The organism is Micromonospora sp. C95 (assembly GCF_018070465.1).
Classification (GTDB): Bacteria; Actinomycetota; Actinomycetes; order Mycobacteriales; family Micromonosporaceae; genus Micromonospora.
The window spans coordinates 154903-180625 of sequence record NZ_JAGPXT010000007.1 but is presented as its reverse complement, the minus strand read 5'-3'; the positions used below and the strand labels follow the sequence as shown (position 1 = coordinate 180625).

The following is a 25723-nucleotide window of genomic DNA, read 5'->3' as shown; positions in this document are numbered from 1 at the left end:
TCCGGCTTTCCTTCCGAGGTTTCCTGCGATGTCCGACGTCTGCGTCGTCTGCACCAATCTGTCCTTTTCCTGGCCCGATGACACCCAGGTGTTCCGGGATCTGTCCTTCACCGTGCCGCCGGGTCGCACCGGCCTGGTCGCGCCGAACGGCGCCGGCAAGTCGACACTGCTGCGCCTGATCGCCGGCGACCTCGTACCCACCGGCGGTGGCGTGACGGTCGAGGGGGTGCTCGGCTACCTGCCGCAGAACCTGCCGCTCACCGGTGACCTGACCGTGGCGGAGGTGCTGGGGGTCGCCCCGGCACTCGCCGCGTTGCGAGCGATCGAGGCCGGTGACGCCAGCGAGGAGAACTTCGCCACCGTCGGTGACGACTGGGACGTCGAGGAGCGCAGCCACGCCGCACTCGACAGGTTGGGGCTGGGCGAGGTGGCGTTGGATCGTCGCCTGGACACCCTCAGCGGTGGGCAGGCGGTCTCCCTCGGCCTGGCCGCGCAACTGCTCCGGCGTCCTGACGTGCTGCTGCTCGACGAGCCGACCAACAACCTCGACATCGACGCCCGACACCGGTTGTACGCGGTGCTGGAGAGCTGGTCCGGCTGCCTGCTGCTGGTCAGTCACGACCGGATGCTGCTGGACCGGATGGACCGCATCGCCGAGCTCGACGGCGGGCAGCTGCGGATGTTCGGCGGGAACTTCACCGCCTACGAGGAGGCGTCCCGGGCCGCCCGGGAGCTGGCGGAACGCCAGGTGCGCAGCGCCGAGTTGGAGGTCAAGCGGGAGAAGCGGGAGATGCAGCAGGCCCGGGAACGCGCCGAGCGGCGAGCCGGCAACGCGACCCGCAACCTCGGCAACGCGGGCCTGGCCCGGATCGTGGCCGGTGGGCTCAAGCGCAGCGCCCAGGAGTCGGCCGGTCGGGCCCAGCAGGCGCATGCGAGCCGGGTCAGCGACGCACAGTCCCGGCTCGACGAGGCCGGCCGGGCGCTGCGGGATAATCAGACACTGGCGGTGGACCTGCCGGAGACCGACGTCCCGGCCGGCCGGACCCTGGTCGAGGGGCAGCGGATGCAGGTCCGGTACGGCGGCCGGCCGCTGTTCGCCGGTGACGGCGTCGACCTGACCATCCGTGGCCCGGAGCGAATCGCGCTGACCGGCCCCAACGGCGTCGGCAAGTCCACCCTGCTGCGCCTGCTGCTCGGTGACCTGGATCCGGAGGGCGGGCAGGTGCGTCGGGCCGACGGCCGGATGGCGTACCTGTCACAGCGGCTGGACCTGCTCGACGTGGACCGCACCGTGCTGGAGAACCTCACCGCGTACGCCCCGGACCGCCCGCAGTCGGAGCGGATGAACCTGCTGGCCCGCTTCCTGTTCCGGGGCGACCGCGCCCAGCTGCAGGTCGGTGTCCTCTCCGGCGGTGAGCGCCTGCGCGCCACCCTGGCCTGCGTCCTGTACGCGCAGCCGGCGCCGCACCTGCTGCTGCTCGACGAGCCCACGAACAACCTCGACCTGGTGAGCGTGGGCCAGCTGGAGAACGCGTTGAACGCGTACCGGGGCGCGTTCGTGGTGGTCAGCCACGATGAACGCTTCCTACGCGACATCGGCGTAGACCGGTGGTTGCGCCTCGACGGGAGTGGCTTGCGCGAGATTCCCGCCCCCGAGCCCGACTGAGCAAGGCCGAAGCCAGGTAGACCTTGAGGTCTCATGTCACCTGGGTACCTATGTCTGAGTGACATGAGACCTCTGGACATCCCCGACGGCCAGGACGAACTGGTGGAGGGTGACCGCCGAGCCGTCCGGGGCACACCAACTGGTGGTTTCGGTGGCGACGTGTCGCCAGCCCTCGCGCTCGTACAGCGCGACGGCTGATGACCGGCCCTGCTCGACGACATCCAGGGTCAGGTCCAGGTGCCGCTGCGCCGCCCACCGGCGCGCCTGCCGGAGCAGGTTGGTACCGACCCGACGGCGGCGGAGAGTGGGCGCGACGAACAGCCGGGCGACCTCGGCCGTCGGACGGCCGCGAGCGTCGTGCGCGGTCGGCGGGGTGAGATGGATGGCAAGGTGGCCCAGCAGAGCACCGTCGCCGGCCTCGGCGACCCATGCGTGCCACAGCTCCGGCGGGCACAACCAGCGGATCGGATCGCTCGGCCAGCTGAGCGGATAGCCGTCGACGCGATGCACCTCGGTCAGCAGGTCGACGCATCCGGGTAGGTCGGTCGGTTGGCGTTCGCGGATGGTGAGCGAGGTCATCAGGTCATTCTCAGGCTTCTCGCAGGATTGCGGCCGACGGGGCTTGCCGGGCGGTTGAACGAGTGTTTAATCTGGTGTCGTGACGTCCTTGGGCGGAGCTTCGGAGGAGCGCGGCGGCGAGTTGGCCACCGCGAGCCGCATCCGTGACGCCGCCATCGCCCGGTTCGGCCGCGACGGCTTCCGGGCCGGGCTGCGCACCATCGCCGCGGACGCCGGGGTGACCGCCGGTCTGATCGTGCACCACTTCGGCTCGAAGGACGGGTTGCGCCGCGCCTGCGACGAGCGGGTGCTGGAGATCATGCGCCGGGAGAAGAAGAAGGCGCTGACCGATGGCACCGGGACGATGCTGCTGGCGCAGATGGCCCAGGTCGAGCAGTTCGCGCCGATGGTGTTGTACCTGCTGCGCAGCATGCAGGCCGGCGGGGAGCTGGCGGCCGAGCTGATCGAGCACATGATCAGCGACGCCGAGGCGTACCTGTCGGCGGGGGAGGCGGCCGGGGTGGTGCGGCCCAGCCGTGACCGGGCCGCTCGCACCCGCTACCTGGCCTACCAGGCGACCGGCAGCATGCTGCTCTGGTTCACCCTGCACGGTGGCGACGCGGAGCCCGAGAAGTTCCCGGCCCTGTTCCGTCAGTACATGGACGAACTGGCGCTGCCGGCGCTGGAACTGTTCACCGAGGGGCTGCTCGTCGACCGGTCGATGCTCGACGAGTACCTGATGTACGTGCCGGATCCGCCGTCGGCCGCATCGAACGCTGCCGACCAGGACGGTACGGCGAGCTGAACCGCCACCACGCCGCGGCGTGGCCCACTCATCCGCGCACCAGCGCGAACCGCACCGGATTCCGGGTGGCGTGCCGTGCCCCCGGATCCGTTGATCGACCACATCGCACCCCGGTACGCCCGGGACTACCTCGAATGAGGTCAACGACCATGACTGCTGCCATCGACATCCACCACCTCGACAAGTCCTTCGGCCGGGTCACGGCACTTGACGGACTCGACCTGCGGGTCGACGCCGGCACCGTGCACGGCTTCCTCGGCCCCAACGGCGCCGGCAAGTCCACCACCATCCGGATCCTGCTCGGGCTGCTGCGCGCCGACGGCGGCCGGGCCCGGCTGCTCGGCGGTGACCCCTGGGCCGACGCGGTCGCCCTGCACCGGCGGCTCGCCTACGTGCCCGGCGACGTGGAACTGTGGCCGAACCTCACCGGCGGCGAGGCGATCGACCTGTTCGCCCGGCTGCGCGGCGGCACCGACCCGGTCCGCCGGGACGAGCTGTGCCAGCGCTTCGACCTGGACCCGAGCAAGAAGGGCCGCACCTACTCAAAGGGGAATCGGCAGAAGGTGGCGCTCATCGCGGCGCTGGCCAGCGACGTCGAACTGCTCCTGCTCGACGAGCCGACCGCCGGGCTGGACCCGTTGATGGAGGCGGTGTTCCAGGAGTGCATCCGCGAGGTCAAGGACGCCGGGCGTACCGTGCTGCTGTCCAGCCACATCCTCGCCCAGGTCGAGGTGCTCGCCGACCAGATCTCGATCATCCGACAGGGAAAGATCGTCGAGAGCGGCTCGCTCACCGAGCTGCGCCACCTCACCCGTACCTCGGTCGAGGCCGTCACCGACCGGCCGGCGGACGGCCTGGCCAACCTGGCCGGCGTGCACGGCCTGCGCACCGACGACGGCCAGGTCCGGTTCGAGGTCGACGGCGACCAGCTCGCCGTCGTGGTACGCGAACTCGGTGACCTCGGTGTGCAGGGACTGACCGTCCGGCCGCCGACGCTTGAGCAACTCCTGCTGCGCCACTACGGTGACCGGCTCGTCCGCAACGGTGCCGAGGGGGTGGCGTGATGGCCACGACGACGCTCGACCGCGCGGCACCGGCCGGCACCGGCACGGGCACCGCCGTCACCGGGACCGGCAACCTGCTGCGGTTCATGCTGCGCCGCGACCGGATCCGGCTGCCCGCCTGGACGCTCGGTCTGCCCCTGTTGATGACGTACTTCGCCACCGCGCTGGACACCATCGCGCAGACTCCGGAGGATCTGGCGGGGCTCACCGCCTTCACCAGCAGCCCCGCCGGAGCCCTGTTCGGTGGACCCGGCTTCGGATTCGACGACCTGACCATCGAACGCTTCCTGGCCGGCCAGTACGGCCTCTACGTGCTGCTCGGCGCCGGGCTGATGGGCCTGCTCACCGTGGTCCGGCACACCCGGACCGAGGAGCGGACCGGCCGGGCCGAACTGGTCCGCGCAAATGTGGTCGGCCGGCACGCACAACTGACCGCCGCGCTGACCCTCACCGCTGTGATGGCGGCACTTGTCGCGCTGCTGATCGGCGCCATGATGACCAGCCGTGGCTTCGACCTGGGCGGGTCCATGGTGTTCGGCGCCTCTGTCGGCGCGGTGGCCCTGACCTTCGCCGGCATCGCCGCGGTCACCGTCCAGTTGTCGGAGTACCCGCGGGCCGCCTCCGGCATGGCCGGGGCGGCGCTCGGTGCCGCCTTCGTGTTGCGCGGCCTCGGGGACATGGCGGCGGTACAGGGCAGCGGTCCATCCTGGCTGTCCTGGCTCTCGCCGATCGGCTGGTCCCAGCAGACCGCCGCGTACGTCCATGACCGCTGGTGGCCGTTGGCCCTGTCGCTGGCCTTCGCGGCGGCGACCGCCACCACCGGTTACGTCCTGTCGGCGCGGCGCGACTTCGGTGCCGGCCTGGTGCCGCCCCGCCCGGGTCCGCCCCGGGCCGCGAGCTGGCTGGCCGGCCCGTTCGCGTTCGCGTTCCGGCTGCACCGGGCGAGCCTGATCGGCTGGAGCGTGGCGCTGCTGGTGGCCGGCGTGGCCTACGGATCGTTCACCCAGCCCCTGCTCGACGGCTTCGAGAACGCCCCGGCAGATCTGGTGGAGGTCATGGGTGGTGGCTCTGGTGACCTGCTCGCCGGCTACCTCGGCATGATGGGTCTGACCATGGCGCTCGTCGTCGGGGTCTACGCGGTGCTCGCCGTGCAGTCGCTGCGCGCCGAGGAGGCCGAGGGACGGACCGAGCCGGTGCTGGCGACCTCGGTCAGCCGGACCGCCTGGATCGGCAGTCACATCGCCGTCGTGGCGCTCGGCGTACCGTGGCTGTTGCTGGTCGCCGGTGTGGGCATGGGTGTCGGCGCGGCGGCGAGCACCGGCGATGCGGGTCTGCTCGGTGACCTGCTGGTCGGTCACCTCGCGCACACCCCGGCGGTCTGGCTGGTCCTCGCGGCCGCTGCCCTGCTCTACGCGGCGGCGCCGAGGGTGCTGCCGGTGATCTGGGTGGTGCTCGGCTACGGGCTGATCGCCGGCTATTTCGCCCCGATCCTGGAGCTACCCGAGAGTGTGTTGCGGCTGTCGCCCTTCGAGCACGTGGGGGAGTACCCGCTGGAGGACGTCAGCGTGATCGCGGTCGTGGTGCTGACCGTGCTCGCGGGTGCCCTCGCCCAGGCTGCCGTGGCCGCCTTCCGCCGACGAGACCTGGCCGGCGGCGCCTGACCTCGTATGAGCCTGCCGACGTGGCGTGCGGCGCGTCGGCAGGCTCGGGCACGGCGGGTGCGCGGTGCCGTCGGTGCGGACAGGTGGCTGTCAGTCCCGGTGCGGCATCGGAAAGCCCGCCACCACGATGCCGTACAGGAGATGGTCGGCGACCAGAGCCGCCTGTTCGTGCCAGTCGGTGAGGCGGCGGTCGATGCCCAGGGCCGGCGCGATGGTGGCGTGGAAGCCGAGCAGCAGCACCATGCCGTAGAGCGGACCGACCCAGATCCGATGACGGAGGCGTTTCGGCAGCGCACCGAAGGCCAGCCCGGCGCTGAGCCCGTAGCCCCAGTGTGCCGCCGCCAGGGCCGCCGGGTGCTGGTCGCCGGGCAACCGGTCGAGCAGTCCGGGCACCAGCTTCTCCATCACCGACTTCGGCGGCGAACTCTGCACCAGATTCAGGGAGGTGGTGGCCTGGCGTAGCCCGGACATCGCCATCGCGGCGATGACCCCTCGGATGCCACTGCGCATGATGATTGTCGTACGTGCCGACAGCTCCATGACCCGTTTTCCAATCCGTAGCCGCAGCAGCGCGGCTACCCGGACCTCGCGGCGTCAAACGTGCCATACGAGGCAGCACACGCCCGGGGACCACGGTCAGAGGTTGTCCCGCACCCAGTCGGCGAGGACCCGGGCGCAGCCGTCCACCGACTCCTGCCAGCTGCGCTCAGCTCCGTCGCCGGCCTCGTCGCTCACCTGCTTCACCACGCGGACCGGTACGCCGAAGGCGCGCGCCGTCGACGCCACCGCGTACCCCTCCATGTCGACCAGGTGGGCGCGGCGGCTCAGGGCCGCGCGGGCCTGGTCGTCGGCGATGAACCGGTCACCGGTGGCCAGCGTCGGGCCGTCACCCAGGGTCAGCGGCGCGCCGACGGTCTGACCGGTGAGCCGGCGGATGAACTCGGTGTCCAGGTCGTGCTGGAGGACGCTGCCGACCTCGTGGGTGCCGGTCCGACCCGGATGCAGCGCGCCCGCGGTGCCGAGGTTGACAAGTACCGACGGCAGCGGGGAGCGGGCCAGCGTCGCCGCGACCGCGGCCGCCGCGTTGATCTTTCCCATCCCGGTCAGCAGCACCGGAAGGTTCGCGTCGAGGTACGCGGCCTCCTCGGCGATGGCCAGGACGAGCAGCGGACGGTCCGGGCTGATCGTGCCGCGAAGATCCATCGGGCGATGGTAGCCGCCGCCCGTGACGGTCCCGCGTCGGCGCGGTGCCACCGGTGGGCACGCGGCCACACCGACGTACGCTGCCCAGGTGGAGCATGAGGACCGGATCGCCCTGTTTCTGGACTACGAGAACCTGGCGCTGGGGGTGCGCGACCACCACGGCGGAGCGATGTTCGACTTCCGACCGATCGCCGACGCGCTGGCCGAGCGCGGTCGGGTGGTGGTGCGCCGGGCGTACGCCGACTGGTCGTACTTCGACGAGGATCGGCGGATGTTGACCCGCTCGCACGTCGAGCTGATCGAGATTCCGCAGCGGATGGGTGCCACCCGCAAGAACGCCGCCGACATCAAGATGGCGGTCGACGCGATCGAGTTGGCCTTCGAACGCGGGTACATCTCTACCTTCGTGCTCTGCACGGGCGACAGCGATTTCACGCCGCTGGTGCACAAGCTCCGCGAACTCAACAAGCAGGTGATCGGGGTGGGGGTGGAGAACTCCACCTCGGCCCTGCTGCCACCGGCGTGCGACGAGTTCCTCTACTACGACCGGTTGGAGGGCGTCGACATCCTGCCGACGCGGGGACGACGGAGCCGTCCGGCCCGGCTGCCCGAGCCAGAGCCCGTCGAACAGGTGGAACCAGAGGCGCCGCCGACCGAGGAGCCGGCCCGGGACGCCGACGCGCTCGCCGTCCTCGTCGCCCAGACCGTGGCGGGTCTGCAGCGCAGCTCCGGTGGGGAGGTGACCGCCTCACGGTTGAAACGGACCCTGTTGCGCAAGGATCCCACCTTCAGCGAGTCCGACCACGGGTTCCGCACCTTCGGAGAGCTGCTGCGGCACCTCGCCGAACTGCGGGTGGTCGAACTGGCGGAAGGCCCGGCCAAGGGCGATCCGGAGGTCTCCCTGCCGGAACACGGCGACCGGGAGACCGGCTTCGCACTGCTCAGCTCCGTGGTCCGCGATCTGAGCAGCGGGACCGGCGAGGTGGCTCTGTCCGGCCTGAAGAACCAGCTCCGGCGGGTGCGGCCGGACTTCAGCGAGAAGAAACTCGGTTACCGCGGCTTTCTCCAGTTCTGCAAGGCCGCCGCCACCGAAGGGGCGGTGGGCCTGCGGTGGAGCAGCGAGGCGGACGACTACCTGCTCTCCGCCGAGCCGTCCTGACCGACCGGCTGACCGGGCATCCTCGCGTCCGGCCGCCGCTGGGCGGCGTTGGGGTCGGCCGGCGCGACCGGCACGGGTCACTCCCAGCGGAACAGCACGCCCGCGACCACGGCCGCGACGACGACCGTCGCGCCGAGGCCGATCAGGTTCGCCGCCGCCACCGTACTGCCGGCCCAGGCGGACGACAGGGCCTCGACGGCCGCGCCGAACGGCAGCCAGCCGCCGATCTCGGCGAGCGGTTCGGGCAGGGAGTCCCGGCCGCCGAACATGCCGCCGAGTGCGCCGAGGACGAAGAAGGCGACCAGGCCGATGGCGACGGCGGAGTTGGGTGTGGGGGCGACCGCTGCGACGATCAGCCCGGCACCGTACATCGCCGCCATCGCCAGCGCGACCACTCCGACCGCCCGGCCGAGGTCGGCGGGTGGATCGGCGCCGAAGGCCAGCAACGCGACGAGCAGGGCGACCGTCATGCCGACGAGCGCCTGGAGCACGCTGACGATGGCCTGTGCGGCGAGGATCATGGCCGGTGAGGCGGGGGTGACCCCGAGCCGGCGGAGGATCCCCGAGCGCCGGTAGTACGCGAGGAAGCTCGGCATGTTGATGATGCCGATGATCGCGACGACCATGGTGAACACGAGCGGCAGGACGTACACCTCCAGTGCGGTGCGCCCGTTGGCGACGACCGTCCGGCTCGCGCTGGCGGCACTTGTCAACATGATCATCAAGGGCAGGCAGAGCGGCACCACCAGCCCGGCGGTGTCCCGGACGACCATCTTCGCCTCGCATCCGACCAGGGTGATCAGCGAGCGCAGACCGGGCCGGCGGGCCTCGACGGGCGTGCTCATGCGGGTTCCTCCGTCACCTGCCGGCCGGTGAGCGCGACGAACGCCTCGTCGAGGGTGCTGGTCCCGGCGCGGGTGACCAGGTTCGCCGGGGTGTCGAGCGCGACGACCCGGCCGGCGTCGAGCACCGCCACCCGGTCGCAGAGCCGCTCGACCTCCTCCATGGTGTGGCTGACGAGCAGCACGCTCACCCCTTCGGAGCGGAGTCGCTCGACCGTGCCCCACATCCGTCGCCGCGCCGTCGGGTCGAGCCCGGTGGTCAGTTCGTCGAGGATCACCACCCGGGGCCGGCCGGTGATGGCGAGGGCGATGGACAGCCGCTGCTGCTGGCCGCCGGAGAGCTTGTCGAAGCTGGTCCGGCGCTGTTCGGTCAGCTCGACCAGGTCGAGCAGTTCGGCGGTGGGCCGGGGATCGGGGTAGAAGCTGCGGTAGAGGTCGACCAGCTCGCCGACCCGCAGCGCGTGATGCAGGTGGGCCTGCTGCAACTGCACGCCCAGAACCTGTCGTAGCCGGGCCCGGTCGCGGCGCGGATCGAGGCCGAGTACGCGTACCCGCCCCTGTTCGGGTACGCGTAGCCCGGCGATCATCTCGACGGTGGTCGTCTTGCCCGCGCCGTTCGCGCCGACCACCCCGACCGCCTCGCCGACCTCGACTCGCAGACTCACCTCGACGACCGCCCGGGTACCGCGGTAGCTCTTGGCGAGCTGCTCGGCGAGGACCGCCGGTTCGGCGCTGTTCATGTCTCGACGCTACGAACGCGCCCGGCCGGTGTCGGGTCCCGAAAGTCATCACCTGCGGGCATTACTTCCGGCACAGGTGGGCTCGTCACGGCCCGACCTACAGTGGGGTTCATGCGACGGGTCGGGACTGACGAGTGGTCCGGCCTCGCGATGCTCGTGGTGGCGGTCGCCGTCGCCGGTCCCGGCCTCGTCGGTGCCATCGGCACCACGATTGCGCGTGGCTGGTGGATCGCGATCTTCGCCGGCTACCTGGTCGCCCTCCTCGGCGCGGTCGCCACCCGGGTGTCCCGGCTGGTGCGGTACGCGGCGTTCGCGGTGACCGTCGTCGCCGCCTGGGCCCTGCTGTTGACGGCGTCCACCCTGGGGCTGCTGCCGGTGCTGCTGGTCCTGACCGCCGCCGTGAGCGTGTACGTGGTGCCGGTGCCGGTGGGCCTGGCGGTGGTGGTCGCCAACACGCTGGTGATCACGTTGGGCGCGGCGTCGCTGACCCGGGCCCCGGCCGACGGCGCCATGCTGCTGATCTTCTACCTGCTGATCCAGGTGGCGACGCTGCTCAGCTCGGTCACCCTGCTGCGCGAACAGCGCATGCGCCGCGAGTTGGCCGAGGCGCACGTCGAGTTGCAGGCCGCCAGCGTCCTGCTCTCCGAGTCGGCCGCCACGGCGGAACGGCTGCGCATCTCCCGCGAACTGCACGATCTGATCGGCCACCAACTGACCGTGCTGACCCTGGAGCTGGAGACCGCCCGCCATCTGGAGGGGCTGGCCGTGCGTACCCACCTCGAGCGGGCGGACCGGGTCGCCCGGGACCTGCTCGGCGACGTGCGCGCCACGGTCGGGCGACTGCGCACCGAAAGCCCCGATCTTGAGCAGGCGTTGCGTCGGGTGACACAGGACCTGCCCGGTCTCGACGTGACGATCGACGTCTCGCCGGGGGTCCGGATCGACGAGGACGACAGCGCGGCGTTCGTCCGCGCCACCCAGGAGATCGTCACCAACACCATCCGGCACGCCGACGCTCGTACCCTGCGGATCGCGGTGACCGGCGACGAACGGGAGATAGTGCTGGATGCCCGCGACGACGGCCGGGGGGCACCGGAACCGTCGCTCGGCAACGGGCTGCGTGGCCTGGGCGAACGGTTCGCCGCCCTCGGCGGTGAGCTGTCCGTGGACGGGTGCGACGGGTTCCGGGTGACCGCCCGGGTGCCGGCGCGATGACCAGGGTGGTGGTGGTCGACGATCAGACCCTCATCCGGCAGGGCATCCGTGGGCTGCTGGAGGTCGCCGGGATCGACGTGGTCGGCGAGGCCGACGACGGTCGCGCCGCGCTGCCGGTCGTCGCGGGTAGCGCCCCTGACGTGGTCCTGCTCGACCTGCGGATGCCCCGCTTCGACGGCATCTGGACGCTGGAACGGCTACGCGCGGAGGGCATCGACGTCCCGGTGTTGGTGCTGACCACGTTCGACGACGACGAACTCGTGCTCGCCGCGCTGCGCGCGGGCGCCCGGGGTTATCTGTTGAAGGACGTCACGCTGGAACAGCTCACCCGGGCCATCCGCACACTCGCCGACGGTGGCACGCTCATCGCCCCGTCGATCACCGACCGGATGCTGCGGGCGATCCGCTCCGGGCCGTCCCCGGCCGGACCGCAGGCGCCACCGGTGCAGAGCCTCACCGAACGCGAACAGGAGGTGTTGCGGCTGGTGGCGCATGGTTACAGCAACCGGGAGATCGCCGAGGGGCTGTTCCTCGCCGAGGGCACCGTCAAGAACCACGTCTCCATGATCCTCACCAAGCTCGGCGCCCGGGACCGCACGAACGCGGTGCTCCGCGCGCTGCACGAGGGCATCCTCGGGTGAGCGCCGACCGCCCGGGCCACCGCCGGTGCGGGACGGCGGCCGGGCGGTGGTACGGCTATCCGGTACTGAGCCCCAGGCTGATCGTCCTGGTCAGGGTGGCGCGGTCGTCGTCACCGTCGAGCGACCAGATCATCGCTCCGCCTAGGCCCGCCCGGCGGATGTAGAGCATCTTCTGCAGCACCACCACCGGATCGTCGTACGTCCAGAAGGTCGTGCCGTCGAACAGCCAGGCGTGCCCGGCGCGCAGGTCGCGGTGGACGGTGAAGCCGTCCCGGTCCAGGTTCTTGAGCTGCTTGTAGTCCTCGAACCCGGCGGCGTGGGTGGCCGGAGCGGGCCCGGTGGCCGGCTGGAACAGCCCGTCGCCGCCGCCGGTGACGCCGGTCCAGCCCTGGCCGTAGTAGGGGATGCCGAGCACCAGCTTGTGCCGGGGCGCCCCACGGGCGATCCAGCCGTCGACCGCCACCTCGACGGAGAAGTCCGGGTCGTCCGGTGCGCCCTTCGGTACGCGCAGTGCGGACTGCTGGTTGGTCACCGCCTCCCAGGTGCCGTGGAAGTCGTAGCCCTGCACGGTGGCGAAGTCGAGGTACTTGAAGATCTTGCGTCCCTCGTAGCCGGCGTCCATGGTGGCCGGGTTGGCCGGGAGGAAGGCGGTCAGCGGGTGATGGCGGCGAGTCTGCCGGCCGTACGCGTCGAGCTGCCGGCGGAATTCGGCGAGCAGCTTGGTGAAGTTCTCCCGGTCTTCGGGGCGGATGACGTTGCCGGGCTCGCCGGGCCAGTTGGGCCACTCCCAGTCGAGGTCGATGCCGTCGAAGACGCCCGCGGCGGCACCGGGACCGCCGCTGCCGCCGTCCAGCACCGGCAGGTTGCCCTTGAGGTAGAGGTCGATGCAGGAGGCGACGAAGGCCCGGCGGGAGGCGTCGGTGCGGGCGGCGTTGGAGAAGTACGTCGACCAGCTCCATCCGCCCAGCGAGATCATCACCTTAAGGTCGGGGTGCTTGGCCTTCAGCTTGGCCAGCTGGCCGAAGTTGCCGTTGAGCGGCTCGCCCCAGGCGTCGGCGACCCCGTCGACGCTCTCCTCCGCCGGGACGGGTCGCTGGTAGTCGGCCCACGCGTCACCCTCGCCCGGACCGCCGTCCACATGGCACCGTCCGTCCGCACTGACGTTGCCGAAGGCGTAGTTGACGTGGGTGAGGCGGCTCGCCGCGCCGGAGGTGTCGAGCTTTTTCACCGGGAACGCTCGGCCGTAGATGCCCCACTGGGTGAAGTAGCCGACCCGGTGGTAGCCATCGCTGCGGCCCGGCTTTCCGGTCGCGTTGGCGGCGGCCGGCGGCGCGGCGGTGATCAGCAGGGTGCTCAGGGCGAGGAGGGCGGTGAGGCGGCGGGGACGGAATGATCGCATCGGCACTCCCGGGAGGGGTGAGGCGAAATCAGTAAAGAGACCTTCCTGATCGATGAAGCTAAGCCGATCACGGTTTGACGGTCAAGGGCCGCCACGGGTGTACGCACGCTGCAGGTCAGTCCCGCGCTAACATCCGGCCAACCTCGACGACGGCGGGAGTCACGTGGTGCTGGGTGTACGGGTCCGGGAGTTGCTCGGCCGATCGCGCAGGTTGGTGCTGATCGAGCTGATGGTGTTGGCGGTGCTGGTCGTCGGGGTCACGCTGGTCCTCCGGTGGCCGAGCGGCGATTCGGAGCCGGCGGCGACGTCGGGTGGTACGCCCGCACCGATCGAGCTGCCGGGGATGCCCGACGTCACCGCGCCGGTGCTGATGCCCGGACGCCCCGGCGAGCCGGCGACGTCGCTGCCGGCGAACGAGATGTCGGCGATGCCGCGCCCACCGCACAACAACGCCGACGTCCGCTTCGTCACCATGATGATCCCGCATCACGAGCAGGCGCTCGTGATGGCCCGGTTGGCGCCGGAGCGAGGCGAGAACCCGCAACTGAAGATCATCGCGGACCGGATCCTGGCCGCCCAGGGGCCGGAGATCAAGGTGCTGGAGGCGTGGCTGGCCGACCGTGGCCTCGACCGCGACTCCGGTGGCGACCACGAGCATGACATGTCCGGCATGCAGTCGGCGGCGGCGCTGAACCGCCTCACCGCCGCTCGGGGGGCCGAGTTCGATCGCCTGTTCGTCGAGATGATGTCCGATCATCACCAGGGCGCGATCGACATGGGCAAGGAGGCGTTGACGCTCGGCTCCGACGTGACCGTCAACGAGCTGGCCAGCAGCGTCGTGGTGGAGCAGGGTGTCGAGATCAACCGGATGCGCGAGGCACTGACGCAGGGGACTGTCGGGGGTGGCCAGTAGCATCCGGTCGATCGCCGACGAAGGGCCGACCATGACCGGAACCGACCTGCCAGCCGAGCGTGCCGACCTGCTCCAAGCCCTGCGCCAGCACCGCTTCCTCCTGCGCAACACCGCCCGGGATCTGACCGACCAGCAGGCCGCCGAGCGCAGCACCGTGAGCGAGCTGTGCGTGGGCGGTGTGATCAAGCATGTCGCGCACACCGAGCGCGACTGGGTCGACTTCATCCTCAAGGGCCCCACGGCGATGGGCAACTCGGATGACCCGGGCGCCTACGAGCGCCACGCACGGTCGTTCCAGATGCTGCCGGGGGAGACCCTGGCCGGCATTCTGGCGGCGTACGACGAGGTGGCCCGCCGCACCGACGACCTCGTCGGCACTCTGCCCGACCTCGACGCCGGTCAGCCGTTGCCGGAGGCGCCCTGGTTCGAGCCGGGCGCCCGCTGGTCGGCCCGCCGGGTGCTGTTGCACATCATCGCGGAGACCTCCCAGCACGCCGGGCACGCCGACATCATCCGTGAGTCCATCGACGGCGCCAAGTCGATGGGATGATCCCGCGTGACGGACGGAGTTCCGGCACCCGGTCCTGATGCGACACCCGCCGTCGGGTCCGGACCCGGTCCGCCGGACCGGCCGGTTGTATCGAGGGACGTCGACTGAGAGACTCGGGCTCATCGACCGCATCTGGGAGCCGGTGCGGTCTCTCGACGGGCGTCGGCGCGCCTGGTGTGCCACGCATCCGGGCAGTGCTCTCGCGCGTGCCGCCACCGTGACATCTGCTGTCGACGCCGTCAGCGGTCCGTTGGCCGGTGCCCGACCACCTATCGGCCGTCGGCTGGAGGTCCGGCCGACTCCGCCGTCCCCGTCCCTTGGAGGTAACGGATGCTTCGCACGATTGGCGTGCTGCTGACCGCAGTGACGCTGGCCGCTGTCGCCGGAGTCACGGCGGCCGGTGCCGCCGACACCCAGGCCGCCCCGGCCCCCGTCCCCCTGTGGACCCCGAGCCCGAGCCCCAGCCCGACTCCGACTCCGACTCCGACGGTGGCGTGCCCACCGGCACTACCGATCAGCGGCATGGTCACCGGGGTCACCGCCACCACCGTCACCATCAGCTACTCGCTGATGTTCAGCGGCCCGCCCTGCGGTTACGACCTGCCGATGACGGTCCTGCTCTTCACCAGCCGCGATGACGCGGCGACGTGGCAGAATCCGGTGGCCGAGGCGGTCACCGGGCTGGAGCGCAACGGGCAGGTGACGCTCGACGGGCTGACCCCGGACACCGAGTACTGGTTCCGGTTCAGCGACGTCGAGGCCCGGCGTGACCCGTACGTGATCGGTGGGCCGGCGCGGACCGAACCGTTGTCGACGTGCGGCGCGACGGCGACGATCGACGCTCGTTGGGGCAGCGGCTTCGTCGCCACGGTCACCGTACGCAACACCGGCAGCGAGTCGCTCGACGGCTGGCTCGTCCGCTGGCGGTGGACCGGCGACGAGCGGATCCAGTCGGTCTGGGGTGGCGTGTCCGACGGCGCCGGCGCCGACGTCACGATCCGCAACGCTTCGTACAACGGCACCGTCGCGCCGGGCGGCACCACCACGTTCGGGCTGCTCGCCTCGGCCAGCACGGTGCCGTCCGGGATCACGGCGACCTGCGCAAGCTGACAAGCGATCACGTTGGTCTGCGGACCGCTGACCGGTCCGCAGACCAACGGGGTGCACCGCGCCGCCGGCAGGCTCACAGTCAGCGCGCTTGACTTTGCGGTTTAAAGTAGTTTGCGTGATCGCCGACGATGATCTGCCCCCCGAGGACCCGGCCGCCGCCCTGCGCCTGATCGACGAGCAGCGGGCGACCGCCGCCCGTCAGTTGGAGCCGGATCCACGCGCCTACTACTGGCCCTGGGGAGTGGCCTGGCTGATCGGCTTCGGGCTGCATTTCCTCTACTACTCGCCGGGTGACGCAGCCCTGGTGGAGATGCCCTCCTGGCTGCCGCTGACCACCTTGTTCGTCCTGCTGGCCGCCGCCGGCGCCGTCACGGCGACGGTCGGCACGCGGGCGTACGGGCAGGTGGCCGGGGAGTCCGCCCGGCGGGGCGCCTGGTACGGCTGGTCCTGGGGGCTGGGTTATCTCACCCTCTTCGTGCTCGCCGGCCGGCTGTCCGACAGCCTCCCGCCGGAACTGGTCGGCCTGCTCTGGTCGGCTCTCGCGGTGGGTCTGACCGGCATCCTGCACATGGCCGGCGGCGCGATCTGGTTGGACCGCACCCTGTTCCTGCTCGGCGTCTGGATCACCGTGGTCAACCTGCTGGGCACCATTGCCGGTCCCGGCTGGCACGCCCTGGTCGTCGCGGTGGCCGGCGGCGGTGGAATGCTGCTCGCCGGGCTGCTCGGCTGGCTGCGTCGTCGGGACTGGCAGTGACCGAACTCGATCCGGTGATCCACGCTCAGGCCCGGCTTCGAGTGGTCGCCTCCCTGTCCGCCCTGCCCGATTGCGATCAGGTGGCCTTTCCCCGTTTGCAGGAGATCCTCGGGATGACCGCCGGGAACCTCTCGGTGCACCTGCGGCGGTTGGAGGAGGCCGGCTACGTCGCCGTCACCAAGACCCACCGGGGTCGGACCCCGGCCACCCTGATCGCTCTCACCCGTCGCGGTCGCCTGGCCTTCGAGGAGTACACGGAGGCGATCCGTGCGCTGCTCGCACCCGCCGACACCAAGGAGACGCCATGATCCTCGCCCGGGCCGAACAGGCCACCCGACGCTACGGAGACGTCCTGGCCCTCGACCGGGTGGACCTGGACGTCCGGGCCGGCGAACTGGTCGGTCTGCTCGGGCCGAACGGCGCCGGCAAGAGCACCCTGCTCAACCTACTCGTCGGGCTGCGCCGCCCCACCGGTGGCCGGGTGCTGCTGTTCGACGGCGACCCTCGGGATCCCGCGCACCGCCGCTGGGTCGGGGTCACCCCGCAGGAGACCGGCCTGCCCGGCTCGCTGCGCGTCGGCGAGGTGGTCGACTTCGTCGGCGCGCACTTTCCCGACCCGGTTCCACGGGCCGAGTTGCTCGACCGGTTCGGGCTGGCCGATCTGGCCCGGCGGCAGACCGGTGGTCTGTCCGGCGGACAGCGGCGTCGGCTGGCGGTGGCGCTGGCCTTCGTCGGCCGGCCCCGGCTGGTTCTGCTCGATGAGCCGACCACCGGGCTCGACGTCGAGGCCCGGCACGGGCTGTGGGAGGCGATCCGGGCCTTCCACGCCGACGGCGGCACGGTCCTGCTCACCAGCCACTACCTGGAGGAGATCGAGGCGCTGGCCCAGCGGGTGGTGGTCATCGGGCACGGTCGGGTGCTCGCCGACGACAGTGTCGCCGCGATCCGCGGCGTGGTCGGCCTGCGTCGGGTCAGCCTGACCGCCGACGAACTGCCGACCCTGCCGGACGTGGTCCGGGTGGAACGGGACCGGGACCGGGTCCACCTGCTCACCAGCGATGCCGATCAACTGGTCCGCGACCTGGTCACCGCTGGTGTGGCCTTCCGCGACCTGGAGGTCCGACCCACCTCGCTGGAGGAGGCGTTCCTCACCATCACCGCCGAGAGCCGGCCGGCGGAGGCCGGCGTACCGACCACCGCCTGAGGAGACCGCCGTGCAGTACGCCCTGGCCCACGCCCGCTATCAACTGCTGGAACTCGTCCGGACCCCGGTCGCGGTGTTCGGCAGTGCGTTCTTTCCCGCCGTCGCGATGCTCTTCTTCGTGGTACCGGCCGTCGGCGACGACGCCGTCGGAGCCACCTACGCCACCGCCGCCATGGTCACCTTCGCGGTGCTCAGCGCGAACGTCTTCCAGTACGGCGTCGGCGTCGCCGAGGACCGGGCCCAGCCGTGGGACCCGTACCTGCGGACCCTGCCCGTGGGGCCGACACCCCGGTTCGCCGGCCGGGTGCTGGCCGGCCTGACGCTCACCTACCTGTCGCTGCTGCCGGTGGTGCTCATCGCGGCCCTGCTGACCGAGGCGCGCACCACCGCCGCGGGGTTCGCGCTCGCCGCCGCCACCGTCGCGCTGGTGTCGGTGCCGTTCACGCTGATGGGGCTCGCCATCGGGTACGCCCTGCCGAGCAAGGCGGCGATCGTGGTCGCCCAGCTGGTCTTCTTCCCCCTGGCCGTCGGCGGTGGTCTGCTCACCGCGCCCGGGCAGGCACCCGCCTTCATCGAGGCGATCGCGCCGTTCCTGCCGACCCGGGGGGCCGTGGAACTGATGTGGACGGCGGTCGGCGACTTCCGGCCCGAACCAGTCTCGATGATCATGCTGGCGGTGTGGATCGTCGGGTTGGCGACGCTGGCCGGTTGGGCGTACCGGCGTGACGAGGGGCGCCGTTTCTCCTGACCTCGTCACCGACGGCACCGAGGTGATCGCGCGTGTCACCATGCAAAGGTGAGTCGACTTCGGTACCGAGGGGTGGCGCATGCAACCTGATCATTCTCGGCGCAGACACGTGGAGCCGATCCGCTCCGGTCAGGTGGAGTTCTTCGCGGAACTGCTGGACGGTGGTGGCCCGGAGAACGTCTCACCGGCGAGACTGCTCTCCTTCGACGGCGTCCGCGAGACGGTCGAGGTCATCGCCGACGAGCTGTCCCGGGCCTGGCAGCAGGCCAAGCCGACGGAGGCGACCGTCGAGTTCGGCCTGTCGCTGACCGCCAAGGCGGGCCCCCTGACCGGGCTCATCGTAGCCGGCGACGGCGCGGCCACCTTCAAGATCACACTGGTCTGGAAAGGCGGTTCGTGACCCGGGCCGGTCAACCGCCCGGCGGTGGCCCGGTCGCCTCTCGCCAGCTTCGCCGGCACGTGGTCCGGGTGGCTGGTCCGCACGGGACGTTGCTGGGCACCGGATTCTTCATCGCCCCCGGCTGGGTGGTGACGGCCGCGCACGTCGTGTTCGACCGCGACCGGCAAGGCTTCCGCGAGGCGGTCCGGGTGACGCCGGCCGCCGCTGATGTCGGTGACGGTGCGGTGCCCGCCGACGTGGTCGCCCACTCCGACCCGCCGGAGCGCACCATCCTGTGGCCGTTTCCGGATCTGGCCCTGCTGCGCCTGAAACCCGTCCGGCCATGGGTGGGCCGGCACCCTGTGGTGTGGACGGCGAGCGGTGAACCACTCGGCGACGACTGCCACGCCTACGGATTCGCGGCGCGGGAGTCGACCGGCCCGCCGCCGGGCGCACCGGCACGGTTCGTCTTCGAGGGGGTCGACGGCGACGGGTTCTTCCGGCTCAAGTCGGGCCAGGCGGCCCCCGGCCTGTCCGGGGCGCCCCTGCTGTGCCCGACCCGGCGAGCCGTCGTCGGGGTGCTGACCGGCACCCGGGACCGCGACGGTGACCTGGGGGGCTGGGCGGCACCGATCTCGGCGCTGCTCGGCGAACTGCCCGGTGTGCCCGAGGCACTCGTGGCGCACGGGCGCGATCTGCTGCGGCTCGGGGCGCAGGCGGTGCTGGCCGACCGCCGGACGTGGCACGCGGTCCTACCGGTGCCGGAGGCCACGGCCCTGCGGCCGAGCTGGGAGGGGTTCGTCCGGATGCCCGGCTCGCTGCCGGCCGAGATGCTGCTCGCCGACGCGCGCGTGGTGCCGTACCGGCTGCGCGACGAGGATCTCGCGCACGCCGTGCGGTGGTGTGAACGGCCCACCGCGATGGAGGTGTGGCGTTTCGCCGGGGTCGGGGGCGCCGGCAAGACCCGGCACGCCATCGAGTTGTGCCGGGCCATGGATCGGCGCGGCTGGCTGGTCGTCCGGTGGACCGAGCTCACTGCCCTGCCCAGCGCGGTGCAGGAGGTCGCCGGACTGCCACTGCCCCGGTTGATCGTGATCGACTACGTCGAGGCGATCGCGATCGACACGCTGCGGGCGCTGCTCGACAAACTGCGACGCAACGCCAGCCAACTCGCGCCGGTACGGGTCGTGCTGCTGACCCGGACGACGGCCCGTGGCGCGGCGGCCAACGGGGACCTCCTCCGGGAACTCGGCAAGGGCGCCGAGCCGGCCCTGCGCACGATCCTCAGCGGCAGCGGGGACCCGATCGCGATCCGTGGTCTGCCGCTGGCCGAGCGTCGTGATCTGTACGGGGCGTCGTTCAAGGCTTTCCGGCGTGCCTGGTTCGCCGAGAAGTCACCGCCGCCACCTCCGGTGCCGCCGCTCGGCGGAAAGCGGTACGAGGTGCCGCTGGAGGTGCTGCTTGAGGCGTTCGACCGCGCGCTGTCCGACCAGGACGCGCCTCGTGATCGAGCGCCTGTGGACCGCGCGCTCGATCACGAGGCGCGTCACTGGAACGGGCAGGCGCCGGCGGCACTTGCCGAGCGGACCCGCCGGGCCGCGGTCGCCCTGGCCAGCCTGGCCGGCGCCGAGGACGACGACCAGGCCGACGAACTGCTCCAGATCCTGCCCGAGCTTCGCGGTGAGCGCAGGTCGGCCCTGCGCGGCGAGACCCTGCTCTGGCTCTCGGCGCTGTACGCCGGGCCGTTGCAGATCAATCCCGTCCGTCCGGACCTGCTGGGCGAAGCGCTGGTCGCCGAGACACTGGCCGGCCAGCGTGACGCGGGACGTGGACTACTCGCGGCGGTGTTCGACCTGGCCGACGACGGGCAGGTCGCACGGAGTCTCGACCTGCTCGCCCGCCTGGCGGCCAGCGACGCTGTGGCCGCCACGGCGGTGGCGGCGGCGCTGTTCGACAGGCACACCCGCCTCGCCGACCGGGCGGAGGTTCGGGCGCACGGCGGCGGTGACCGGCCGGGCAATCTCGACCTCGCGATCGGTCTGCAACGGCTGCTCACCGGCGGGGTGGAGGCGCAGGTGGAGGAGGCGGCGCGGTCCGGTCAGGCCGACGACAGCAGGATGATCGAACTCTCCACCTCGTACAACCGGATCGGTGACCTGGCCCGGGACTCCGGGCAGAGCGAACGCGCCGAGGCCCTGTACACCCGCGCGCTGGGCATCCGGGAGCGCCTCGCCTGGGCGCGGCCCGACGACGAGCAGCTCGCCCGGGAGCTGTCGATCTCGTACAACAAGCTCGGGCGGCTGGCGGCCTGGCTGGGCCAACCGGAACTCGCGCGTGGGCTGTACGAGAAGGGCCTGGCCATCCGGGAGCGACTGCACAAGGCGCACCCCGGGGACAGCGCCTCCGCGCGTGACCTGGCGGTGTCCCGGCAACGGCTCGCCGAGGCCATCCGCGAGACGGGTGATCCCATCCGGGCGGAGGCGTTGTACCGGCAGGTGCTGGACATCCGCGAGCGGCTGTTCACCCAGGAGCCGAACAATCCGACCTTCGCCCGGGACCTGTCCATCTCCTACGACGTGCTCGGTGATCTCGCCCTGGAGAGTGATCCCACGCAGGCGCGGCACCTGTACGAACGCGGTCACCAGCTGCGGGAGCGACTGGCGAGTGACGATCCGGACAACGTCACGTTCGCCCGGGATCTGTCGGTCTCCTACGAGCGTCTGGGGGATCTCGCGGCGAAGGCGATGCAGTTCGCGGAGGCCCGGCGACGCTACGAACTGGCGTTGGACATCCGGCGTCGGCTGCGGGACGTGCAGCCGCGCAACACCGAGTTCTCCCACGATCTGCTGGTGTGCCACGGCGGGCTGGGCGAACTCGCCGCCCGGGAAGGGCAACCAGCCGACGCCGAGCGGCACTACCGGCTGGGGCTCGATGTCGCCGAGGACCTGCTCGCCGTCGAACCTCGCAATGCGACGTTCGTCCGGGACGCGCTGTTCTTCTACACCGGCCTCGGCGCACTCGCCGCCGAACGCGGCGATGGCGAGGCGGCGGAGCGCTTCTACCGGCTGGGGCGGACCAGAGCCGAACGGATGCTCGCCGCCGAACCAGGGAGCATCCACTTCGCCCGGCACCTGGCGTCCTTCTACGAGAGGCTCGGCGAACTCTCCCTCGGCGGCGTCACCCGGCCGCGTTCCGGCAACGCGGAGACGTTGCTCAGCGCGGCGGCGCACGTCCGCCGTGACCTGCGGGGCAGGGAACCGGCGAACGTGGAACTGGCTGAGGAACTGGCGCAGTCGCTGCTGCTGTTCGGTCGGGTTCTCGCGGAGCCGGCACGGACGGCGGCGCTGGCCGAGGCGCGCGAGGCGCTGGAACCCTTCGAACATTCGGGGAGACTCAGCCGAGGCGGACGGGAGTTGTTGGATAGACTGCGCCCGCTGGACCCGGCGGCACCCTGGTGATCCCAGCCTGCCGCCGACATCTCGGCATGTCGGGCTGGGCAGTATCGACCGATTGACTATGTTCATCCCGATGCTGAGGAATCATGCTGAGCTGGGAAGGACCTGGGCCGTTCGTCGGGGGTGAACGCCCGTCGGTCCCGCTCCGCCCCCTGAACATCGCCAAACATCCAACCCGGATCGTGGTGCCCGCGCTCCGCCGCTCCGCCCAGAAAGAGCAAGACCATGAACATAGTCGAGAACGAGCAAGTCAGCATGGCCGAGCGGCTCTCCGAGCTGCGACGTCGGCCGTTGGGTGAGATCCCGGTGGCCCGGGCGTTGGACGTGACCCGGACGGTCATGCGTCATCGCGACGACGCCGAGGGCGGCGTGGAGGTCGCCCGGTTCGGATCCGTCGCGTAGGCCCCGGTCGTCGTGCCGACCAGCGGGTCACCGGGGACGGCGTGGCCCATCAGCCAGTACGTACTGAAGGTCCACAGCCGGTGCGACCTGGCCTGTGACCACTGCTACGTCTACGAGCACGCCGACCAGAGCTGGCGCGGTCGTCCGATGGTCATGGACGCCCGTACGGTGGCCGCGGTCGCCGACCGGATCGCCGAGCACGCCGCGACCCATCGGCTGCGGCGGGTGAGCGTCGTCCTGCACGGCGGCGAACCGCTGCTGCTGGGACCGGAGCGCATGCGGCAGGTGCTGGCGGCGCTGCGCCGACGGATCGATCCCGTCAGCCACCTCGACCTGCTGATGCAGTCCAACGGAGTCCGGCTGTCCGAGCCGTACTGCGACCTGCTGGCGGAGTACGACGTCCAGGTGGGGATCTCCCTCGACGGCGACCGGGCAGCCAACGACCGGCACCGGCGGTTCGCCAACGGTGCCGGCAGCCACCGCCAGGTGCTGCGGGCCATCGAGCTGCTGCAAACGCCGACTTACCGTCGGCTCTTCGCCGGCATCCTCTGCACGGTGGATGTCCGCAACGACCCGATTGCCGTCTATGAGGCATTACGCGCCGTCCGGCCGCCGCGACTCGACCTGCTGCTGCCACACGCGACCTGGGCGAACCCGCCGATCCGGCCGGCCGGCCGGGCCACGCCGTACGCGGACTGGTTGCTTGCGGTGCACGAGCGCTGGACGGCCGACGGCCGGCCCATGCCGATCCGGTTGTTCGACGCGCTGCGGTCCACGGCGGCGGGTGGCCACAGCGGCAGCGAGTGGGTCGGTCTCGATCCCGCGGACCTGGTGGTGGTCGAGACCGACGGCACCTGGGAGCAGGTCGACTCGTTGAAGACGGCGTACGACGGTGCCGCGACCACCGGCCTGAGCGTGTTCACGCACACCGTCGACGAGGTGTCGCGGCTGCCCGAGATCGCGGTCCGGCAGACCGGGCTGGCCGGGCTGTCGGCACAGTGCCGGGCCTGCCCGGTGGTGACCCAGTGCGGCGGCGGGCTGTTCGCGCACCGGTACCGCGAGGGCACCGGCTTCGACAACCCGTCGGCCTACTGCGCCGATCTCAAGGAGTTGATCGTGTCTCTGAGCGCCCGACGCGACGTCGAACCGGTGCCGGTCACCGCACCTGTCGATCAGGATGGCACGGACCTGCCGGACGGCCTGCTGGACCGGATCGCCGCCGGCCGCACCGACGCCGACGCCGTCCGGTTCCTCGCCGAATCCCAGCTCGCGATCACCCGGGCGATGCTCGTCGAGGTCGCCGACGGCATGCCGGTCACCGAGCGAGCCGGCTGGGAGGTGTTGGTCCGGCTCGATCGGGAGGCGCCCGGTGCGGTCGAGGAGACGCTTCGACATCCGTACGTGCGCGTGTGGGCGGTCGACGCGCGGCGGCAACTCGGCACCGACTCCGCCCTGACCGCCCAGCTCTGCTGTGTCGCCGCGGCGGCCGCGGTGCGGGCCGGCGCCACAGTGGAAATCGACGTGCCGATGCGCGCCGGGGTGCTGCACCTGCCGTCGCTCGGCACGTTGACGGTACCGGAACCGGTGACCGGCGCCGCCGTGCTGACCGTCGAGCCGGGCAGGTGGCGCCTGCGGCACAAAGCCGGCACCACCCTGGTGTCCTTCGACGGAGAGCTGTACGCCACGGCGCCGCAGGTGACGGGGGGCCACTGGCGGGCCAACCGCCGGCTCGCCTTTGCCGGTAGGACGATCCTGTTCGAGGACCTCGACCCGCATCGGGACTGCCACGACTGGAAGGCCGCGGAGCGCCCCGACGCTTCGGCGCTGGCCCGTTGGGGCGAGGTGCTGTCCGGTGCGTGGTCGAGCATCGAGGCCGAGCTGCCGCACCAGGCCGCCGCCGTGCGGATCGGACTGCGGGCGGTGGTGCCGCTCGTCGACGATCCCACCGGTACGCTGCGCAGCTCCACCGCCCGGCAGGCGTTCGCGTCGGTCGGCGTCGCGTTGGCCGACGCTCCCGCCACGGCCGTGATGATCGCCCACGAGTTCCAGCACAGCGTGCTCGGGGCCCTGCTCGACCTGTGTGACCTCTTCACTCCCAGTCCCGCCGTCCGACTGACGGTGGGCTGGCGAGCCGACCCACGGCCGGTCGAGGGGGTGCTGCAGGGCACCTACGCGCACCTCACCATCACCGAGATGTGGCGGCAGCGGGCCAGCCGGGAGGCGCCGGGCGGCCCGGCGCACCAGCGCCACGAGCAGTTCCGGGCCTGGACCGCCGATGCCGCCGACGCCCTGCTAAGCAGCGGGGCGTTGACGCCGGCCGGCGACCGGTTCGTCCGTCGACTCGCGGCGGCGTTGACACCGTGACCACCACCGTGCGGGTGGCCACCGCGACGGAGCTGGCCGACCAGCTCGCGGCGGCGGGACTCGCCCCGGGACGCCACGTACTTGTGCACGCGTCGATGCGGGCGGTCGGTCCGGTGGACGGTGGCGTGGCGACCCTGCTCACCGCGCTGCGCCGGGTCGTCGGTCGGGCCGCCGTCGTGGTACCCGCACAGACCGCCTACAACTCCACGTCCAGCCCCGAGTTCCGCGCAGCGACCAGCGGACTCACCCCCGACGGGGTGGCCCGGCACATCGACCGGATCGAGGCCTTCGACCCCGCCGGCACACCGTCGCGCGGGATGGGGGTGCTCGCCGAGCAGGTCCGCCGGAGCCCGTCCGCCGTCCGCAGCGGACATCCGCAGACCTCCTTCGCCGCCGTCGGTCACGGCGCGACCGACCTGATGCGGGTGCACGACCTCGACTGCCACCTGGGGGAGCGGTCCCCGCTGGGCGCCCTGTACGACGCCGACGCGACGGTGCTGCTGCTGGGGGTCGACCACCGGGTCTGCACCGCCTATCACCTCGCCGAGTACCGGCTGCCGACGCCGCGGACCCGCGCCTACTGCTGCTTCGTACGCGACGGCGACCGTCGGCTGCGAATGGACTTCACCGGCCTCGATCTCGACGACAGTGACTTCGGCCGGCTCGGCCGGGCGTTGGAGCGGTCGCCCGATCCGGTGGTGGTCCACGGCCGGGTCGGCGGCGCGGTCACGCGCAGCATGCCCATGCGCCGCACGGTCGACTTCGCGGTCGGCTGGATGGCCCGTCACCGTCAACTTCGTGACGCTGGTGAGTGTTGGTCCTTTCACGTATCGTGATGCTCGCCTGACGTGCGGACGGTTGGGGGAGCGGCGGTGCGACTCGGCTCAGCCA

The 25723-nt window shown here is 71.5% G+C and carries 25 protein-coding genes and 1 pseudogene; 20 read left to right on the top strand and 6 right to left on the bottom strand.

The window, feature by feature from the left end; translation table 11 throughout:
- The first annotated feature begins 28 nt into the window (after positions 1-28).
- Positions 29-1666: a ribosomal protection-like ABC-F family protein gene (gene abc-f / locus KBX00_RS11340; protein WP_210825994.1), complete on the top strand. Its 1638-nt coding sequence runs from the start codon at positions 29-31 to the stop codon at positions 1664-1666.
- Between the two features lie 48 nt (positions 1667-1714).
- Here abc-f and KBX00_RS11335 read toward each other — a convergent pair whose 3' ends face one another.
- On the bottom strand, positions 1715-2245 hold the full coding sequence (locus tag KBX00_RS11335) for a GNAT family N-acetyltransferase (protein ID WP_210825992.1): 531 nt from the start codon (positions 2243-2245) through the stop codon (positions 1715-1717).
- Between the two features lie 79 nt (positions 2246-2324).
- Between KBX00_RS11335 and KBX00_RS29655 the strand changes: the two are divergent.
- From KBX00_RS29655 to KBX00_RS11320, 4 genes and pseudogenes are all read left to right on the top strand, one after another.
- Positions 2325-2510 (top strand): annotated as a pseudogene (locus tag KBX00_RS29655) (TetR family transcriptional regulator); the annotation flags it as partial.
- Between the two features lie 33 nt (positions 2511-2543).
- Complete coding sequence (locus KBX00_RS11330; RefSeq protein WP_307868496.1) at positions 2544-3029, top strand: hypothetical protein; 486 nt, start codon at positions 2544-2546, stop codon at positions 3027-3029.
- Between the two features lie 149 nt (positions 3030-3178).
- On the top strand, positions 3179-4093 hold the full coding sequence (locus tag KBX00_RS11325) for an ABC transporter ATP-binding protein (protein WP_210825990.1): 915 nt from the start codon (positions 3179-3181) through the stop codon (positions 4091-4093).
- Positions 4093-5754: an ABC transporter permease gene (locus KBX00_RS11320; protein WP_210825988.1), complete on the top strand. Its 1662-nt coding sequence runs from the start codon at positions 4093-4095 to the stop codon at positions 5752-5754. Before KBX00_RS11325 ends, KBX00_RS11320 begins: the two co-directional genes overlap by 1 nt.
- A gap of 90 nt (positions 5755-5844) precedes the next feature.
- On the opposite strand, the gene KBX00_RS11315 is transcribed toward KBX00_RS11320, so the two are convergent.
- Together KBX00_RS11315 and KBX00_RS11310 are read right to left on the bottom strand one after the other, a co-directional pair.
- Positions 5845-6264, bottom strand: a complete 420-nt coding sequence (locus tag KBX00_RS11315; RefSeq protein ID WP_210825986.1) for a hypothetical protein — start codon at positions 6262-6264, stop codon at positions 5845-5847.
- A 126-nt stretch (positions 6265-6390) separates the two neighbouring features.
- Positions 6391-6957, bottom strand: coding sequence for a nucleosidase (locus KBX00_RS11310; RefSeq protein ID WP_210825984.1), 567 nt, complete (start codon positions 6955-6957; stop codon positions 6391-6393).
- A gap of 88 nt (positions 6958-7045) precedes the next feature.
- On the opposite strand from KBX00_RS11310, the gene KBX00_RS11305 reads away from it, so the two are divergent.
- Complete coding sequence (locus KBX00_RS11305; protein ID WP_210825981.1) at positions 7046-8116, top strand: PIN domain-containing protein; 1071 nt, start codon at positions 7046-7048, stop codon at positions 8114-8116.
- 77 nt (positions 8117-8193) lie between these two features.
- On the opposite strand, the gene KBX00_RS11300 is transcribed toward KBX00_RS11305, so the two are convergent.
- Together KBX00_RS11300 and KBX00_RS11295 are read right to left on the bottom strand one after the other, a co-directional pair.
- Positions 8194-8961, bottom strand: coding sequence for an ABC transporter permease (locus KBX00_RS11300; protein WP_210825979.1), 768 nt, complete (start codon positions 8959-8961; stop codon positions 8194-8196).
- Positions 8958-9698 carry an ABC transporter ATP-binding protein gene (locus KBX00_RS11295; protein WP_210825978.1) on the bottom strand — a complete coding sequence of 247 codons (741 nt, stop codon included), beginning with the start codon at positions 9696-9698 and terminating at the stop codon, positions 8958-8960. The genes KBX00_RS11300 and KBX00_RS11295 overlap by 4 nt, the downstream gene beginning before the upstream one ends.
- A 111-nt stretch (positions 9699-9809) precedes the next feature.
- Here KBX00_RS11295 and KBX00_RS11290 point away from each other — a divergent pair, with 111 nt between their 5' ends.
- Together KBX00_RS11290 and KBX00_RS11285 are read left to right on the top strand one after the other, a co-directional pair.
- Positions 9810-10913 carry a sensor histidine kinase gene (locus tag KBX00_RS11290; RefSeq protein ID WP_210825977.1) on the top strand — a complete coding sequence of 368 codons (1104 nt, stop codon included), beginning with the start codon at positions 9810-9812 and terminating at the stop codon, positions 10911-10913.
- The gene (locus tag KBX00_RS11285; RefSeq protein WP_210825976.1) at positions 10910-11554 is read left to right on the top strand and encodes a response regulator transcription factor; all 645 of its coding nucleotides are present in this window, start codon (positions 10910-10912) and stop codon (positions 11552-11554) included. The genes KBX00_RS11290 and KBX00_RS11285 overlap by 4 nt, the downstream gene beginning before the upstream one ends.
- Before the next feature lie 55 nt (positions 11555-11609).
- Here the strand turns inward: KBX00_RS11285 and KBX00_RS11280 are convergent, their stop codons facing one another.
- Entirely contained in the window at positions 11610-12953 is a 1344-nt protein-coding gene (locus KBX00_RS11280) for a glycoside hydrolase family 18 protein (RefSeq protein WP_210825975.1), read from the bottom strand.
- Between the two features lie 166 nt (positions 12954-13119).
- Here KBX00_RS11280 and KBX00_RS11275 point away from each other — a divergent pair, with 166 nt between their 5' ends.
- The 12 genes from KBX00_RS11275 (at position 13120) to KBX00_RS11220 (ending at position 25668) form a co-directional block, all read left to right on the top strand.
- Positions 13120-13866, top strand: a complete 747-nt coding sequence (locus tag KBX00_RS11275) for a DUF305 domain-containing protein (protein WP_307868457.1) — start codon at positions 13120-13122, stop codon at positions 13864-13866.
- Positions 13856-14416, top strand: a complete 561-nt coding sequence (locus tag KBX00_RS11270) for a DinB family protein (protein ID WP_307868456.1) — start codon at positions 13856-13858, stop codon at positions 14414-14416. Before KBX00_RS11275 ends, KBX00_RS11270 begins: the two co-directional genes overlap by 11 nt.
- A 330-nt stretch (positions 14417-14746) precedes the next feature.
- Positions 14747-15526, top strand: a complete 780-nt coding sequence (locus KBX00_RS11265; RefSeq protein WP_210825974.1) for a cellulose binding domain-containing protein — start codon at positions 14747-14749, stop codon at positions 15524-15526.
- 115 nt (positions 15527-15641) lie between these two features.
- Positions 15642-16280, top strand: a complete 639-nt coding sequence (locus tag KBX00_RS11260; RefSeq protein ID WP_210825973.1) for a transporter — start codon at positions 15642-15644, stop codon at positions 16278-16280.
- Positions 16277-16588, top strand: coding sequence for a transcriptional regulator (locus KBX00_RS11255; RefSeq protein ID WP_210825971.1), 312 nt, complete (start codon positions 16277-16279; stop codon positions 16586-16588). Before KBX00_RS11260 ends, KBX00_RS11255 begins: the two co-directional genes overlap by 4 nt.
- Positions 16585-17484 (top strand): ABC transporter ATP-binding protein, encoded by a 900-nt coding sequence (locus KBX00_RS11250; RefSeq protein WP_210825969.1) that lies wholly within the window; start codon positions 16585-16587, stop codon positions 17482-17484. Before KBX00_RS11255 ends, KBX00_RS11250 begins: the two co-directional genes overlap by 4 nt.
- Positions 17485-17494: 10 nt before the next feature.
- Positions 17495-18232, top strand: a complete 738-nt coding sequence (locus KBX00_RS11245) for an ABC transporter permease (protein ID WP_210825967.1) — start codon at positions 17495-17497, stop codon at positions 18230-18232.
- 109 nt (positions 18233-18341) lie between these two features.
- Positions 18342-18632, top strand: coding sequence for a CU044_2847 family protein (locus tag KBX00_RS11240; RefSeq protein ID WP_210825965.1), 291 nt, complete (start codon positions 18342-18344; stop codon positions 18630-18632).
- On the top strand, positions 18629-22069 hold the full coding sequence (locus KBX00_RS11235; RefSeq protein ID WP_210825963.1) for a tetratricopeptide repeat protein: 3441 nt from the start codon (positions 18629-18631) through the stop codon (positions 22067-22069). Before KBX00_RS11240 ends, KBX00_RS11235 begins: the two co-directional genes overlap by 4 nt.
- Before the next feature lie 222 nt (positions 22070-22291).
- Positions 22292-22468, top strand: coding sequence for a hypothetical protein (locus KBX00_RS11230; RefSeq protein WP_210825961.1), 177 nt, complete (start codon positions 22292-22294; stop codon positions 22466-22468).
- A gap of 12 nt (positions 22469-22480) precedes the next feature.
- Positions 22481-24832 carry an FxsB family cyclophane-forming radical SAM/SPASM peptide maturase gene (locus KBX00_RS29650; RefSeq protein WP_307868450.1) on the top strand — a complete coding sequence of 784 codons (2352 nt, stop codon included), beginning with the start codon at positions 22481-22483 and terminating at the stop codon, positions 24830-24832.
- Positions 24829-25668, top strand: a complete 840-nt coding sequence (locus tag KBX00_RS11220) for an AAC(3) family N-acetyltransferase (protein ID WP_307868448.1) — start codon at positions 24829-24831, stop codon at positions 25666-25668. Before KBX00_RS29650 ends, KBX00_RS11220 begins: the two co-directional genes overlap by 4 nt.
- The last annotated feature ends 55 nt before the right edge of the window (positions 25669-25723 follow it).

Excerpts from the sequence above, each read along its gene's own strand:
- KBX00_RS11230 (WP_210825961.1), top strand. The coding sequence starts at position 22,292 with ATGAACATAGTCGAGAACGAGCAAGTCAGCATGGCCGAGCGGCTCTCC.
- KBX00_RS11335 (WP_210825992.1), bottom strand. The coding sequence starts at position 2,245 with ATGACCTCGCTCACCATCCGCGAACGCCAACCGACCGACCTACCCGGA.
- KBX00_RS11250 (WP_210825969.1), top strand. The coding sequence starts at position 16,585 with ATGATCCTCGCCCGGGCCGAACAGGCCACCCGACGCTACGGAGACGTC.
- KBX00_RS11295 (WP_210825978.1), bottom strand. The coding sequence starts at position 9,698 with ATGAACAGCGCCGAACCGGCGGTCCTCGCCGAGCAGCTCGCCAAGAGC.
- KBX00_RS11290 (WP_210825977.1), top strand. The coding sequence starts at position 9,810 with ATGCGACGGGTCGGGACTGACGAGTGGTCCGGCCTCGCGATGCTCGTG.
- abc-f (WP_210825994.1), top strand. The coding sequence starts at position 29 with ATGTCCGACGTCTGCGTCGTCTGCACCAATCTGTCCTTTTCCTGGCCC.
- KBX00_RS11300 (WP_210825979.1), bottom strand. The coding sequence starts at position 8,961 with ATGAGCACGCCCGTCGAGGCCCGCCGGCCCGGTCTGCGCTCGCTGATC.
- KBX00_RS11330 (WP_307868496.1), top strand. The coding sequence starts at position 2,544 with ATGCGCCGGGAGAAGAAGAAGGCGCTGACCGATGGCACCGGGACGATG.
- KBX00_RS11310 (WP_210825984.1), bottom strand. The coding sequence starts at position 6,957 with ATGGATCTTCGCGGCACGATCAGCCCGGACCGTCCGCTGCTCGTCCTG.
- KBX00_RS11325 (WP_210825990.1), top strand. The coding sequence starts at position 3,179 with ATGACTGCTGCCATCGACATCCACCACCTCGACAAGTCCTTCGGCCGG.
- KBX00_RS11280 (WP_210825975.1), bottom strand. The coding sequence starts at position 12,953 with ATGCGATCATTCCGTCCCCGCCGCCTCACCGCCCTCCTCGCCCTGAGC.
- KBX00_RS11315 (WP_210825986.1), bottom strand. The coding sequence starts at position 6,264 with ATGCGCAGTGGCATCCGAGGGGTCATCGCCGCGATGGCGATGTCCGGG.
- KBX00_RS11265 (WP_210825974.1), top strand. The coding sequence starts at position 14,747 with ATGCTTCGCACGATTGGCGTGCTGCTGACCGCAGTGACGCTGGCCGCT.
- KBX00_RS11285 (WP_210825976.1), top strand. The coding sequence starts at position 10,910 with ATGACCAGGGTGGTGGTGGTCGACGATCAGACCCTCATCCGGCAGGGC.
- KBX00_RS11320 (WP_210825988.1), top strand. The coding sequence starts at position 4,093 with ATGGCCACGACGACGCTCGACCGCGCGGCACCGGCCGGCACCGGCACG.